We start from the raw sequence: 15,010 nt of genomic DNA on the forward strand, positions 1-15,010 counted from the left end.
GCAAAAACAGATTTCATGCTGATCAGAGAAAAGACGCCTGTGGTGATCATAGACGTATTACTCTGATCCAAACCGCTGCATGAAGCGGTTTCTTCTTGAGAGATATAACAGGAGGTTTTATCATGATGCTTACTATCAATCGATATCTCACAAGTGGTATATATGTTTTCTACTTCGCATAAGGCCATGATCCCCTTGGGATCGCACGGCACTTTCCAAAAAACAGCAGCCACAACGATCAAGGTTGTTGACTGCACGAAGCAAGGATGGAAAAGTGACCAAACCAGGATTTATACTCTTTCATCCTATTAAAGAACGGGCAAACCGGCCCTTCTGTCCAAATGGATACTACGATTCTATTCTACCACTTTTTGTCCTATAACTCTATTCTCCAATATCACCTTTTTTCCTTCATTTCTCGCTTGCTTTATACATGATTTGTGCACAGTTCCAAAGTTTTTGCGTCGATATCATGTTAATAGGCCACATTTATCTATCCTGCAGCCTTTCTAACGATCCTAGCATTCAGAATAATTGTGGGATTTGCCAATAGATTAGATCTTTCAAACGACCAATATCATCCAAGTCAAAGACGAGCTGAATCTCAAAAGCTAGTAGATGAATGAATACGAATTATGTAACATCGTGCGTCACTGCTCCCTTTGCGCACTTAGCGTTCTCCGGCGCAGATTATGATACCTTCAAACTTCCTTTCCTTGGGGGGTCTATCCTTCAATATCCAAGTTAGATAACATAGTTGATATCAAAATAATCTGACAAGAAATAACACTTCCAAAGGGATGTCTATTTATATCCGACAACTTACTTCTAATGTTTCACGTGAAACATTGCAAATTTATCAGGTGCATCCACAGTGTTGATTTCATTCTTATCTATAAGCTCAGCTTGAACTTAAAAATCTCCCTTTAGAAGCCAGCCTTGGTTCTGTTTAATAAAATCCACGCAAAGGGTGAACGCGTGATCAAAACCTAAAGATGCTTCATAGACTTCCTCCCACTCGGTGATCCAAGTCGAATTCCTTATGTGATTTCACCCCACGTCCCAATCTATAGAATAGATAAACGTACGGATGGACTTAACCAACGAAATTAAAATAAACAACGGTCTCTATGTATTGCATATGTGAATAGAAAAAGATATTAACGACCGATCTGCCCGCTCAACAAATCTTACACAGCCAATTAAAAAAGAGAAGAACTCCATAGAGTCCTTCTCTTTGATTAGTTTACTTGTCTCCTTGCCAAGCTTGCTTCTGCAAGGGAGTCATTGATAGTGCCTTAGATCGGAGTTGCAAGATACTTACACAATCGGCGTCTTGCTGGCCGTACCCGCCTTGCGGGGGTACTTGGAAGGCGTGGCTCCCTTTTTATCGATTACCACGATATGCCGGCCAGATTCCTCTACGGGTAAGGAGAACGAATGAACCTTGTTCAAAGCCCCTCTCAGCTCCTTCAAGCTGCGAGCCGCCTCCTTCACCTCTTCCGTAGGGTCACTGCCCTTCATAGCGGCGAATCGCCCCCCTACCTTGGTGAAAGGTAGACAGAACTCGTTCAACACAGCCATGCGAGCAACCGCTCTTGCGGTGACCAGGTCGAACCCGTCACGGTACCCCTGCTTACGAGCAACCTCTTCCGCACGCCCGTGAATCAGTTCAACCCCATTCAGGCCAATCGTATCCACAACATGCTTCAGAAAGTTAATTCGTTTGTTAAGCGAATCCACAATCGTCAGTTTCACATGCGGGAAACATATTTTCAGAGGAATACCTGGGAAGCCAGCGCCTGATCCGATATCCGCCAGATTGCCGATTTGAGTCATATCCACGTAAAAGGCGAGTGTAATCGAGTCGTAAAAATGCTTCGTATAAACTTGCTCCCGTTCGGTAATTCCGGTTAAATTCATTTTCTCGTTCCACTCTACCAGTATTTCGTAATACATCTCGAACTGGTGAAGCTGTATCTCATCGATCGTAATCCCGTGCTCACCGAGCCGGTCAACAAAAGCCTTCTGAATGTCGTCCATTCCTTATCCTTTCGCTGCGGTTACCCGGTTATAATGCTCCAGGTAAACGAGAAGTATCGAAATATCCGCTGGCGTTACACCTGCAATGCGTGATGCCTGACCGATGGAGATCGGACGGATCTTGTTCAGCTTCTGCCGAGCTTCCATGGCCAGTCCGTTGATTTCGTCATAAACGATATCTTCGGGAATGCGTTTTTTCTCCATCTTCTGCAGCTTTTCCACATGACCCAGCTGTTTCTCAATATAACCCGCATATTTGATTTGAATTTCGACTTGCTCCTTCATTTCCTCATCCAGTTCGTAAGGAGACGGTGAGAGCGACTCAATCATCGCAAACGTGATTTCCGGACGACGCAGGATCGTCAGCATATTGCTTCCATCCACAATTGGTGCAGAACCGGCCGCTTCCAGCATCGCATTCACTTCAACGGGCTTCACCTTCGTTTGACGAAGACGTTCGATCTCTTGCTCAACCAGTTGCTTCTTCTGAATGAATTTAGCATAACGCTCTTCCGAAATGAGGCCGATTTCGTGACCGATTTCAGTAAGACGCAAATCGGCATTATCATGACGAAGCAGCAAACGATATTCTGCACGGGAGGTGAGCAAACGATAAGGCTCATTTGTCCCTTTAGTCACCAGATCATCGATCAGCACTCCAATATAACCCTGGGAACGATCCAATATCACTGGCTCTTTGCCCTGCACTTTACGTGCTGCATTGATTCCCGCCATAATGCCTTGTCCTGCTGCCTCTTCATAGCCCGAGGTTCCATTGATCTGTCCGGCTGTGAACAGACCCGGCAGTTTTTTCGTTTCCAAAGACGGCCACAGCTGTGTTGGCACCATTGCATCATACTCGATAGCATATCCGTTACGCATCATTTCTACCTTCTCCATTCCGGGGATGGAACGAAGAACCGCAAGCTGAACATCCTCAGGCATGCTGGTGGATAGCCCTTGCACGTAGTATTCTTTCGTATTTTTACCTTCAGGCTCAAGGAAAATTTGATGTTTCGGTTTGTCGGCAAAACGAACGATCTTGTCCTCGATGGATGGGCAATAACGTGGCCCAGTACCTTCAATAACGCCGGAGAACATTGGTGCGCGGTGAAGGTTGTCATTGATGATCTGATGCGTATCCACCGACGTATACGTCAACCAGCAAGGAAGCTGCTCATTGTCGGAGGACTTTGTTTCATAAGAGAAGAACTTAGGCTTCTCATCCCCAGGCTGAATTTCGGTCTTAGAGAAATCAATCGTATCCTTATGCACTCGCGGGGGTGTACCTGTCTTGAAGCGAACAAGGTCAAATCCAAGCTCGCGCAGGTTATGCGCAAGTTTTACCGACGGCTGTTGATTGTTCGGACCGCTCTCATACATCAATTCACCCATAATAACTTTACCGCGCAAATACGTACCGGTTGTCAGCACAACGGCTTTCGCACGATATTCCGTACCCGTCTGCGTTATGATCCCCACGCACACACCATCTTCTACGATGAGCTGATCCACCATACCCTGACGAAGGGTAAGCTTCTCTTCCTTCTCCATCGTCTCTTTCATGGTATGCTGATAAGAAAACTTATCGGCTTGAGCACGCAGCGCATGGACAGCCGGACCTTTACCTGTATTCAACATTCGCATTTGAATGAAGGTTTTATCAATATTGCGTCCCATTTCTCCACCCAGTGCGTCGATTTCGCGCACGACATGGCCTTTGGCAGGCCCTCCAATGGACGGGTTACACGGCATAAAAGCAACCATATCCAAGTTGATGGTAACCATCAACGTTTCAGCACCCATTCGTGCAGATGCAAGTGCAGCCTCGCAGCCGGCATGTCCTGCACCGACTACAATCACGTCATAAGTGCCACCCATATAGCTCATAGCTCACCATCCTGTTCTAATTGTGTTATATACGTAATCAAAGGGCATCCACCTCGGATATCCCTGAAATTGCTGAGCCGTTCCTACTATATATAGTAATCCTTGGGGCTTATTTACCCAAGCAAAACTGTGAAAAAATCTGATCAATGAGCGAATCGCCAACCGCTTCGCCCAATATCTCACTTAACTGCTCCCAAGCCATTCTCACATCGATTTGGATCATATCAATCGGGATGAACTGTTCAGCCGCATCGTAAGCATCCTGCAGCGACTGCTTGGATTTCTTCAGCAAAGCGATATGTCGCACATTGCTTACATACGTCAGATCTCCGCCTTCAATCTGGCCGCTGAAGAACAAGTTGGATATAGCCTCTTCCAACCGGTCAATTCCCTCTTGTGCCTTCATCGACATCGGAACAATCAATTCATCGGGGTAGTACCGATGCAGAATGTCCAGATCGAGATTAGACGGTAAGTCCATTTTATTCATAATGACAATACATTGTCTACCGCGTATTTGTTCCATCAATTCCAATTCGTCCTGATGCAGCGATTCACTGGCATTCAGCACGAGCAGAATGAGATCCGCTTCGTTTACCGCATGCTTGGATCGTTCAACGCCGATCTGCTCGACCACATCCATCGTTTCCCGGATGCCCGCAGTGTCGAGCAGCTTCAACGGAATATTGTTAATAGTCACAAATTCCTCAATCACATCGCGAGTCGTCCCCGGTATATCCGTGACAATCGCCCGATTATCCTGGGCCAGCGTGTTTAGAAGCGAAGATTTGCCCACATTAGGGCGACCGATAATAGCTGTCGTAATCCCTTCACGTAGGATTTTCCCTTCTTGCGCAGTCTTCAGCAGCTTATCAATTTCACCCATGACAAGCTGGCTTTTCTCTTTAATGAATTCTGAAGTAAGCGACTCCACGTCATGCTCAGGATAATCGATATTCACTTCAATATGGGCCAGCGTTTCGACCAAGGTATGACGAAGCTCGTTAATCTTACGGGATAACGTTCCTTCAACCTGCTTGAGGGCAACGGAAAAGGCGCGATCGGATTTCGAACGAATCAGGTCGATAACGGCTTCCGCCTGGGATAGATCGATCCGCCCGTTTAAGAAAGCCCGCTTCGTAAATTCACCCGGTTCCGCCAAACGGATGTTTAATTGAAGCAACAAATCCATCACCCGCTTGACGGAGATGACCCCACCATGGGCACTGATCTCGACGACATCCTCGGTCGTGAACGATCGAGGAGCACGCATCACCGTCACGAGCACCTCTTCGAGGTTTTCTCCCGTTTTCGGATCTACAATATGACCGTAATGAACGGTATGGGAGTCCACTTCCGTTAACTTGTTTTTACTTTTGAATATACGCTCCACTTCCTGAACGGAATCCGGCCCGCTAACGCGAATAATCGCAATGCCGCCTTCACCGACAGCTGTTGAAATAGCTGCAATCGTATCACTAAACATCGTTTCCTTCACCTCTTTCTTTCGTTAAAAACATCAGAATTACAGCCATATCATATATAATCCGGCTGCTACATCTATCAACGTTAAAGAAAACCTCCTGCTGGAGTCTTCCTGTATAGGTCTTTTTAAAAAACAATGACTCCCTCTTGAAGCTTAAGGAGTCATTGTTTATATATACTCTTCAACTCATTTAGGACGACTTGGGTGTAATGACAACCCGCCGGTTCGGCTCTTCGCCCTTGCTGTACGTCTTCACGGCTCCATGCGACTGGAGTTTGGCGTGAATCACTTTCCGCTCAGCAGCAGGCATAGGCTCAAGCACAATCTCTTTACGGGTCTTCAGAACCCGTCCCGCTAACCGATCCGCCAGATCCTCCAGCGTCTTCTTGCGACGGTCACGGAAGTTCTCAGCATCCAGTACGATGCGAAGATAACTGTCGGAGTAACGATTAGCTACGATATTCGCCAGATACTGAAGGGCATCCAGAGTCTGACCTCTGCGCCCGATCATCAGTCCAAGTCCGGCGCCGGAAATTTGAAGCGTGGTAAAGTCTTTCCCCTTCTCGACGTCAACCGAAATATCAAGCCCCATGGCTTGTCCGGTTTCAATCAGAAAGGTGATGGCCTCCTGGTAAGGATCCTTGCCTGCAAGCGAAGCTGTGTCAGGGCTCTCTGTATCCATGCTGACAGCAGGTTCCTGCGTCATTACAGAGGTATTAGAGACCTGAACCACTTTGGCTGGAACAGCTTGCGCGTTCGTAGGTGGTACTTCCTTCACAGATGAATCGCCGCCAGCACCGTCAGGCAGGAGCGTTAGTTCGACTTTCGCTTCCTTGACCCCGAACAGGCCCAGGAATCCTCTTGATGGCTGACTCAATACTTGAACCGATACACGGTCTTGACTTACACCCCATCGGGCCAGCCCTTGTGCGACAGCATCTTCAATGGTTTTTCCTGTTGCGACGATTTTACTCATCTCGACTTCTTGGCTCCCTTCGAACCTTTTTTCCCACCTTTGCTGCCACTCTTTTTCCCGCCCTTGTTACCGCTCTTATTGCTCTTCTGACCGTCGGTTGCGCTGGCAACGCTTGCCACGATAGCAGCCTTGTCATTGTTGCGGTACAAGAAGTAGTTCTGCACGATCGTGTAGAGGTTACTGTAGAACCAGTACAACGGAAGTGCCGAAGGGAACTGGAAGGACATTACAAAGATCAGAATCGGATAAACAAACAGCATGAACTGCATCATTCCCATTTGCTGAGACGGGTTCATCTTCATCATCATTTTCGTTTGGAAAAACGTAGTTACAGCGGCAAGCACCGGCAAAATAAACAGCTTGTCCGGTTGACCTAATTGCAGCCACAGGAATTCGTGATCACGAAGGAGATTGTTATAGTAAATCGAATGATAGAGTGCGATAAATATCGGCATTTGTACGATCAGCGGCAAACATCCCGCCATCGGATTAACCTTATTCTCCTGGAAGAGCTTCATCGTTTCCATTTGAACTTTTTCAGGTTGATCTTTATATTTCTCGCGAATTTTCTGAATTTCAGGCTGAATGGCCTGCATTGCCTTCGAGCTTCTGACCTGTTTCAGAGTCAGCGGTAAAATCAAAGTACGGACGATAAGCACCATCACGAGTACGGACAATCCGTATTCACCGTTAAACCATGTAGCAAACGTATCAAGTGCCCATGTAAAGTAATAAACAACGTTGCTCTGCCAAAAGCCTCCATTTTTCAAATCTTCAATGGTACGCGTTTGGTCAGCTCCACCAGGCGCACAACCTGATATAACGGCCACTGCAAGTATTACAGCGGTGAGGAGGAACCATTTCCCTCGTCTTGTCTTCATGAACGACACTTCAAAACCCCTCTCTTCGCCATTCCATTCCACGGTAAATCATAACATATTTATATGGACAAATAAACACATGGTTCAGCCCCTCTTCGCTTTCAGAAGGGACGATTTCCTCAATACATGAAGCACGCTTTTTTCCAGCTCCTGATATGACTTATCGAGTGCTCCCTTTCGAACGATAAAGATCAGGTCAATATGCTCGATAATCTGATGCTGATGGTGCCTGACAATCTCTTTAACCAGCCGTCTCATCCGGTTGCGGACAACCGCATTGCCGATCTTTTTGCTGCATGAAACGCCAACGCGAAACTGCTCTACCTCTTTTTTGCGTGACCAATATACAACAAATTGATGATTGGCGAAGGACTTTCCGTGTCGATATACCCGGCTGAAATCAGCGCGGTTCCGTAAACGAAGTTTTCTATGCACAAGTTTCTCCCGCCCTGCCGTTAATCAAGTTCAAGAATCAAACGTTTCTTTGGCATCTCTTCTATTATAATAGTATAGTCATGCCAAAACCGCTATAAACACTCACTTGGAATACTTTAAGACAAACTATAGCCTATATCCTGCCGATTTCAAAAGGAAACTCCTCACACTGCAGGAGATATTACGAAAAAAAGACCACCTCGGTGGTCTTCGTGGCACAATATTAAGCGCTCAGTACTTTTCTGCCTTTTTGACGGCGGTTAGCCAATACTTTGCGTCCGTTCTTCGTGCTCATTCTTTTACGGAAGCCGTGTACCTTTTTACGTTTGCTTACATTCGGTTTGAAAGTCGGTCTCATGAATTAATGCACCCCCTTACAGGAATATGTCGTACCCATATTTTAAGATCATAACGTCAATCGACGCACTTTCACGGAAGAATAGACCGCGATTTGTTGAACCGACGTCTATGGACGTATCTCTTGTAAACAGACCGCTAAATGGTAGCGGATAATGTTCTCATCTTCACAGAAAATGCCTTTATACATTTAATCACGTTCAGGCCCAAAAGTCAAACCTTAGTTAACTTCAGCAAGCACTTAAGTTTTCCACAAGTAGTCATTATTGCTAGTTTTGAATTATCCACATGGGGATAACCTATTTAAATAGGTTGTGGATGTCATTTTTCGATCCATATAACGCCTTTCATCCCTAAAATGTCCCTTATTTACACATGCGCTATAAAAGAGTAGTATAAATAATTGAATTTAAGTTGTATACAAGTATACACCGAAGAAGGAGCTGCTTTGTTTTATGAAAATAGGCATGATCGGTCTGGGGAAAATGGGGCTCAATCTGGTTCAGAATCTAATTCATCATCAGCATCAGGTCGTAGCTTACGACTTAAATAAGGAATTGGTCGATCAAGCTGCCCAGTGTGGTGCCGAGGCCGCAGCATCAACTGAATTGCTTGTTGCCAAACTGGATAAACCCCGCATCGTTTGGATGATGGTACCAGCTGGAGATATCGTGGATTCCGTCATCGATTCCCTCACCCCACTCCTCGAGTCCGGTGATATTCTGATTGACGGTGGCAATTCACATTATAAAGATTCCAAAGCCCGTGCAGCGCGGCTGGCGGATCAAGGCATTTATTATTTTGATGCCGGCACTTCCGGCGGTATGGAAGGCGCTCATAACGGTGGCTGCTTTATGATTGGGGGCAACCGCGACGTATTCAACAGCATTGAACCCCTATTTAAGGATATGGCTGTTGAGAACGGTTACTTGTATGCCGGGGAAAGCGGCAGCGGTCATTTTCTGAAAATGGTCCATAACGGAATCGAATACGGCATGATGCAATCCATTGCGGAAGGCTTTGAAGTGTTGGAAAAAAGCGCGTTCGACTTCAACTATGAGGATGTCGCGCGGGTATGGTCCAATGGTTCCGTCATTCGGAGCTGGCTCATGGAGCTGACGCAAAACGCATTTTCCAAGGATCCGAAGCTGGATGGCATCAAAGGCGTCATGAAATCATCCGGTGAAGGAAGATGGACCGTTGAAACGGCACTTGAGGTTCAAGCCAGCGCTCCAGTCATTGCCATGTCGCTGTTCATGCGATATCGCTCCCTTGACCAAGATACGTTCCACGGCAAAGTCGTTGCAGCACTGCGTAATGAATTCGGTGGCCATGCGGTTGAAAAATCGGAATAGCATTAATTCTCTTCTATAACCTGCTGTTTCTTAAGGGCATCATGTCATAGTCTCTTTATGGTCCCTTTTCCTTTCGATGTGGTATCATTACCACTAGAGAAAATTAGAATCAGTACCGGATTGGAGAATTATGCTATGAAATTTCCCTCAACGTGGCTTCAAGGAGCCTCTCTCGGAGAGGCCATCGCCAGTGAACTGAGATTACAGATTATTAGTGGTACCATCAAGCGCGGAGAAATCCTGTCCGAGAACCGGATTGCAGGTGAATTCGGCACCAGCCGATCTCCTGTGCGGGAAGCAATGAAAACGCTGTCCAGCGAAGGATTGATACAATTGGAGCGCATGGGCGCCGTTGTCATGGGCTTATCGCTTAAGGAAGTAGAAGAATTATACGATGTCCGTTTTCTTATTGAGAGCTTTGTTCAAGGCCAAGTGTTTGCGAATCCCCAGCCGAAATTAATCCAACATTTAAAACAAATCGTTGATCGGATGGAGCTTGCAGCGAAACATCAGGACCCGGTTGAATTCTCCTATCAGGATTTGGCTTTTCATGAACGGATCATTACGGAAGCAAACCATAAACGGATTCTTCATCTGTGGAAGAGCATTCGCCCTATCGTGATCACAGTCATGTTAATTACGACCCGTCAGGTGTTCGGTGGCGGAGGCACCAAGATTCGGTATGTCATGGACAAGCATCTTCAGCTTATTGCAGAGATGGAATCCCTGGATCCGGCACGGATCCAAACGGCGGTTCAACATTATTTCGATGATTCCCGTCAAACGCTTCATCTTAGTTTTCCGGAGGGTTAGCTTAATCCTCCCTTCCTCCGTCTTACGAAACACTGCATGCGCTCTAAGTTGTCGACAAGTATACAATAGAATTCAGCTTTGTTTTGGGTATACTACCGCAGAACAGCTCGATATGAACCATTTCCCAATTCAAAATGGGTAATCTATAGGAGGAAGCAAGATATGAACTCACTATTCGGTCTCAGTCATAATGCTACATTAATGATCTGGACGCTGCTGACGATCGTCTTCCTGATCGTGCTGATTTCCAAATATAAATGGAACCCTTTCGTGACCCTACTGATCTCCGCTCTGATCCTTGGTCTATTGACGGGCATGCAGCCTGCGGATGTTATTACTTCGATCACAGGCGGCCTGGGGGGAACGCTTGGAACGATTGCCATCGTTATCGCCCTTGGTACCATGCTCGGAAAAATGATGGCTGAATCCGGAGGCGCCGAGCAAATCGCGACCACCCTCGTTGATCGCTTCGGCGAAAAGCGGGTCCATTGGTCCATGATGATTGTCGGCTTTATCGTCGGTATTCCCGTATTTTTCGAGGTGGGCGTTATCCTGTTGATTCCTATTGTCTTCACGGTTGCACGCAAAACGAAAATGTCTCTGCTGCACATCGGCATTCCGATTCTCGCCGGATTGTCCACCGTTCACGGTTTGGTGCCTCCGCATCCCGCTCCAATGATTGCTATTGAAGCTTATGATGCGAACCTTGGCATGACGATCCTCTACTCGCTCCTGGTCGGGATCCCTGCAGCGATACTGGCCGGTCCGGTGTTCGGCAAATTCATCGGCAAACGGATCCGAACCGAACCACCCGAGGAACTTGCCGAGCAGTTCTCAAGCAAAGCTGAACGCGGATTACCCGGCTTCGGCATCACTTTGTTTACAATCTTGCTGCCGGTCATTCTGATGCTTATCGGTTCCGCAGCCGATATTATCGATCCGGAGTCCACCAGCTTTATAGCCGTGTTCTGCAAATTTATCGGTCATGAAGTCATTGCACTGCTCATCGCTGCAGTCTTCTCCTTCTTCTCGCTGGGATTCGCACGCGGCTTTAATAAACATGATCTGTCCCGCTTCACCAGCGAATGTCTCGCTCCGATCGCTACGATCATTCTGATCATCGGTGCGGGCGGTGCATTCAAGCAGGTTCTGATCAACAGCGGCGTCGGCAATGCCATTGCCGAAATTGCAACCGGTGCAAATATCAATATCATCCTGTTCGCGTGGCTTGTAGCCGCACTCATTCGAGTTGCAACCGGTTCCGCCACTGTAGCCATGACGACTGCCGCTGGGATTGTCGCTCCTGTGCTTGCCATGACGCCTGGGGCTAACGTAGAGCTTGTGGTGCTTGCTACCGGGGCAGGCTCCATCGTACTGTCTCACGTGAACGATGCCGGCTTCTGGATGGTAAAAGAATTCTTTAACATGACGGTAGCCCAGACGCTGAAATCCTGGACCGTGATGGAGACAATTCTGTCCCTGACCGGACTGGTGTTGGCTCTGGTTCTCAATGTAATTGTATAATGAAGCAATAAGTCACATGGGGGCTCCCGGAATGCTGATATTTTGACAGCGAACCGGGTGCCCTTACGTAGAAAGAAGGTATGTCTCTTGAGTACTCAGAACTATATGATCGGTGTCGATATCGGAACAACCAGCACCAAAGCCGTGCTTTTCAAGGAGAATGGTGAGGTTGTAGCCAAAGCCGGCGGCGAATATCCGCTGCTCACCCCTACTCCCTCTACGGCGGAACAAGATCCGGAGCAAATCTTTCAGACCGTCATTTCCTCTGTCCAAGGGGTCATGTCGCAGAGCGGGATTGATCCGGCTCAAGTTCTGTTCGTTTCTTTCAGTGCGGCCATGCACAGCGTCATTGCCGTAGATAGCCAAGGTACCCCTTTGACTCGCTGCATTACTTGGGCCGACAACCGCAGTGCTGCCTGGTCTGCAAAGCTCAAAAAAGAACTCGGCGGCATGGAGCTGTATCTTAGAACCGGAACTCCGATTCATCCGATGTCGCCTGTGACCAAGCTGATGTGGATGCGCCATGAGCTACCTTCCATCTTTCATCAAACAGCCAAATTCATTTCGATTAAAGAATATGTTTATTTCAAACTATTTGGCCAATATATTGTAGACCACTCCATTGCCTCCAGTACCGGAATGATGAACCTTGAGGCACTGGCATGGGACCAGCAGGCGCTCGAGCTCGCTGGCATCACGGAGGACCATTTATCTGCGATAGTACCGACGACACATATTATAGAAGGCCTAAAAAGCGAGTATGCCGCAGCCATGGGGCTCTCCACTTCCACTCCCTTCGTGCTTGGAGCTGCCGACGGCGTGCTGTCGAACCTCGGCGTGAATGCCATCAAGCCGGGAGTCGTTGCCGCTACCATCGGTACGAGCGGTGCCATCCGTACGGTTGTTGACAAGCCGATGACCGATCCGAAGGGACGGATTTTCTGCTACGCATTAACGGAGAAGCACTGGGTCATCGGGGGTGCGGTCAACAACGGCGGCATGATTTTCCGCTGGGTTCGCGATGAATTTGCCGCCTCCGAGGTTGAAACGGCCAAGCGGCTCGGCATTAATTCGTATGATGTACTCACCAAAATCGCGGACCGTATTCCGCCAGGCTCGAACGGCCTGCTATTCCACCCGTACCTGACCGGAGAACGTGCGCCATTATGGGATCCGAATGCCCGTGGGTCGTTCTTTGGTTTAACCCTGAATCATAAAAAAGAGCATATGATCCGCTCCGTGCTGGAGGGCGTGATCTTTAATATGTATACCGTTCTGCTGGCGATGGAGGAACAAATCGGCCGGCCGGCCAAAATCCATGCCACCGGCGGTTTCGCCCGTTCACCGATCTGGCGGCAGATGATGGCGGATATTTTTGACCAGCAGGTGATCGTGCCGGAGAGCTACGAGAGCTCTTGCCTTGGCGCCGTAGTCCTTGGTCTGTACGCTACAGGAAGAGCCGATTCACTCGACATTGTAGAGACGATGGTTGGCGGCACCCATGAACACCAGCCTGTGAAGGAAAGTTCTGATGTTTATAAGGCTCTGCTGCCAATCTTCATCCGCATTTCGCGGAAACTGGAAGAAGATTATGAAGCCATCAGCCAATTTCAGCGCCGATTCGAGCAATCGTAAGCTTACTATAGTAAGGAAAACGTCTATCTACGTACATTCTAGAGAAAACAGACCGGCGATTAGATGTTGTTTTTCTTGCAATATCAGGTAGGCCAAGTTTCGAAGTTTATACTTTATCTGAAATAAAAGCCCGTTTTCGATGGATCCGATCCATGGCGAAAACGGGCTTTTTTTGTCATAATGCCTGTGTGAAAAATATCCACAGTGAGAATCCCATACCGAAAATTCCCCCTGCCTTACACATAAAGAAGTAAAAATCGCTTGGCTCCGGATTATCAACCATCCAATTCGAGGGCGACATATGAAACATAAAGCGTTGAAAGGCTTCATAACGGAATCCGCACCAGGCATAGATCAGCATCACGAGCGCCAATATGAAGAATCCTACGCTGCCGTTAGGGTCATGAAACTGCTCGTCGGCAGCCTTTGCAAGCTCCGTGGGGAAGTAGCGTGGCTCTTCCGGATCGGAACGGTGAACTTGGCTGCCGACCATGAACCTGATGCCGGGTACCACCATCTCCCCTTCCTCGTTGTAAGCAAGAAAGCTCCGGTCTCCAAAAGGTTTCACGAGGTAGGTCTTACCGTCAGGATAACTCACTTCGTATGATGCAGAATGGCCTGATTCCTTTTCATATGCCCGGATTTCATATACCTCGCCCGCAATCTCAACCCGTTTCTCATCTTCATAAGTATGAACATAAATCGGCTCGCCGCGGCCAAATGATGCCCTATATACGATGCTCCCGCTTCCCAAATCGGCATATTTGGCGTACTTTAGTCCTTCCATATGAAACACTTTCTTCGAATAATAGCCCTGGGCCCACACGGTAATTAGAACCAATGCGGCCGCCAGAGCGAGTAATAACCCTATTCTTCTCCAATTCAAGGCCTTCCCTTCCGTCCGCATCCTTGACTCCCCGTTCCGATTTTTTCTAATCATACGGTCCCTTCACAAAAAAGGTTTCAAAAGCCAAAGGATTGCCTATTGCCAACTTAAGTCCCTAATAAACTGCCGTTATACGATACCCATCGCGATTTAAACCTTAAATAAGGGGCCTTTCAAAGGCTCACGAGTACAGATTAAGCAAGATTTTTCTATAAAAAAAGCCCTCAAATGGAAATCTAGCGATTCCATTTGAAGACTATCCACAGCCATTTTTCACCTTTGGTCGATTGATTGGCTGCTAGAACATTCAACCATAAGTTATGAACAGATGGTGAGAGAAGAAAATTCTGCTTGTGAATCGGACAACCTGTGAATAATTTTTTGCGTTTTGAGGCCAATGATGTCGAAGGCTAAACAAATTATAAACAATATATAGTGGTGTGAATAAAAATTATGCACAACGTATTGAATTTGTGGATAAATTAGCGACATACATTGAAAATAAGGCCTTCTTTTGCTATGATGATATTACTTTTGGTTGTGAATATGTGAATGAAGCTATAATATTATCAACAGGCTGTGGATAAAGTTGTGAACAATTTCAATTTATCCATATTTTTTTGTTTCCACAGGAGTTAGTTCTGGGGATAATTAGACATCATTCATTTTCTTTCGACAATTCCACACATGGCTCTAGCCACATTTGGAAGATTTAAAGGAGTGACAGTT

Annotated in this window: 12 protein-coding genes; 4 read left to right on the forward strand and 8 right to left on the reverse strand. The window is 47.1% G+C overall.

The window, feature by feature from the left end; genetic code table 11:
* Positions 1-1,320: 1,320 nt before the first annotated feature.
* The 7 genes from rsmG to rpmH form a co-directional block, all read right to left on the reverse strand.
* Positions 1,321-2,043 (reverse strand): 16S rRNA (guanine(527)-N(7))-methyltransferase RsmG, encoded by a 723-nt coding sequence (rsmG, locus tag NYE54_RS33765; RefSeq protein WP_076326294.1) that lies wholly within the window; start codon positions 2,041-2,043, stop codon positions 1,321-1,323.
* Positions 2,044-2,046: 3 nt separating this feature from the next.
* On the reverse strand, positions 2,047-3,933 hold the full coding sequence (gene mnmG, locus NYE54_RS33770; RefSeq protein ID WP_339269153.1) for a tRNA uridine-5-carboxymethylaminomethyl(34) synthesis enzyme MnmG: 1,887 nt from the start codon (positions 3,931-3,933) through the stop codon (positions 2,047-2,049).
* 109 nt (positions 3,934-4,042) lie between these two features.
* On the reverse strand, positions 4,043-5,419 hold the full coding sequence (gene mnmE, locus NYE54_RS33775; RefSeq protein WP_339269155.1) for a tRNA uridine-5-carboxymethylaminomethyl(34) synthesis GTPase MnmE: 1,377 nt from the start codon (positions 5,417-5,419) through the stop codon (positions 4,043-4,045).
* 190 nt (positions 5,420-5,609) lie between these two features.
* On the reverse strand, positions 5,610-6,395 hold the full coding sequence (gene jag, locus NYE54_RS33780; RefSeq protein ID WP_339269157.1) for an RNA-binding cell elongation regulator Jag/EloR: 786 nt from the start codon (positions 6,393-6,395) through the stop codon (positions 5,610-5,612).
* A complete protein-coding gene (locus NYE54_RS33785; protein WP_076326298.1) occupies positions 6,392-7,285 on the reverse strand; it encodes a YidC/Oxa1 family membrane protein insertase in 894 nt (297 codons plus the stop codon). Before NYE54_RS33785 ends, jag begins: the two co-directional genes overlap by 4 nt.
* A 75-nt stretch (positions 7,286-7,360) precedes the next feature.
* On the reverse strand, positions 7,361-7,711 hold the full coding sequence (gene rnpA / locus NYE54_RS33790) for a ribonuclease P protein component (protein ID WP_009591465.1): 351 nt from the start codon (positions 7,709-7,711) through the stop codon (positions 7,361-7,363).
* A gap of 223 nt (positions 7,712-7,934) precedes the next feature.
* Entirely contained in the window at positions 7,935-8,069 is a 135-nt protein-coding gene (rpmH, locus tag NYE54_RS33795; protein WP_006207379.1) for a 50S ribosomal protein L34, read from the reverse strand.
* A 454-nt stretch (positions 8,070-8,523) separates the two neighbouring features.
* Between rpmH and gnd the strand changes: the two genes are divergently transcribed.
* The 4 genes from gnd (at position 8,524) to gntK (ending at position 13,395) form a co-directional block, all read left to right on the forward strand.
* On the forward strand, positions 8,524-9,423 hold the full coding sequence (gene gnd / locus NYE54_RS33800; protein ID WP_339269160.1) for a phosphogluconate dehydrogenase (NAD(+)-dependent, decarboxylating): 900 nt from the start codon (positions 8,524-8,526) through the stop codon (positions 9,421-9,423).
* 135 nt (positions 9,424-9,558) lie between these two features.
* Entirely contained in the window at positions 9,559-10,236 is a 678-nt protein-coding gene (locus NYE54_RS33805; protein ID WP_339269161.1) for a GntR family transcriptional regulator, read from the forward strand.
* Positions 10,237-10,398: 162 nt separating this feature from the next.
* Positions 10,399-11,760, forward strand: a complete 1,362-nt coding sequence (locus NYE54_RS33810; protein ID WP_076326301.1) for a GntP family permease — start codon at positions 10,399-10,401, stop codon at positions 11,758-11,760.
* An 87-nt stretch (positions 11,761-11,847) separates the two neighbouring features.
* Positions 11,848-13,395, forward strand: a complete 1,548-nt coding sequence (gntK, locus tag NYE54_RS33815) for a gluconokinase (protein WP_339269164.1) — start codon at positions 11,848-11,850, stop codon at positions 13,393-13,395.
* A gap of 175 nt (positions 13,396-13,570) precedes the next feature.
* On the opposite strand, the gene NYE54_RS33820 is transcribed toward gntK, so the two are convergent.
* Positions 13,571-14,335: a hypothetical protein gene (locus NYE54_RS33820; RefSeq protein ID WP_339269166.1), complete on the reverse strand. Its 765-nt coding sequence runs from the start codon at positions 14,333-14,335 to the stop codon at positions 13,571-13,573.
* Positions 14,336-15,010: the final 675 nt, after the last annotated feature.

Source organism: Paenibacillus sp. FSL K6-1330 (genome assembly GCF_037976825.1).
Taxonomy (GTDB): domain Bacteria; phylum Bacillota; class Bacilli; order Paenibacillales; family Paenibacillaceae; genus Paenibacillus_AQ.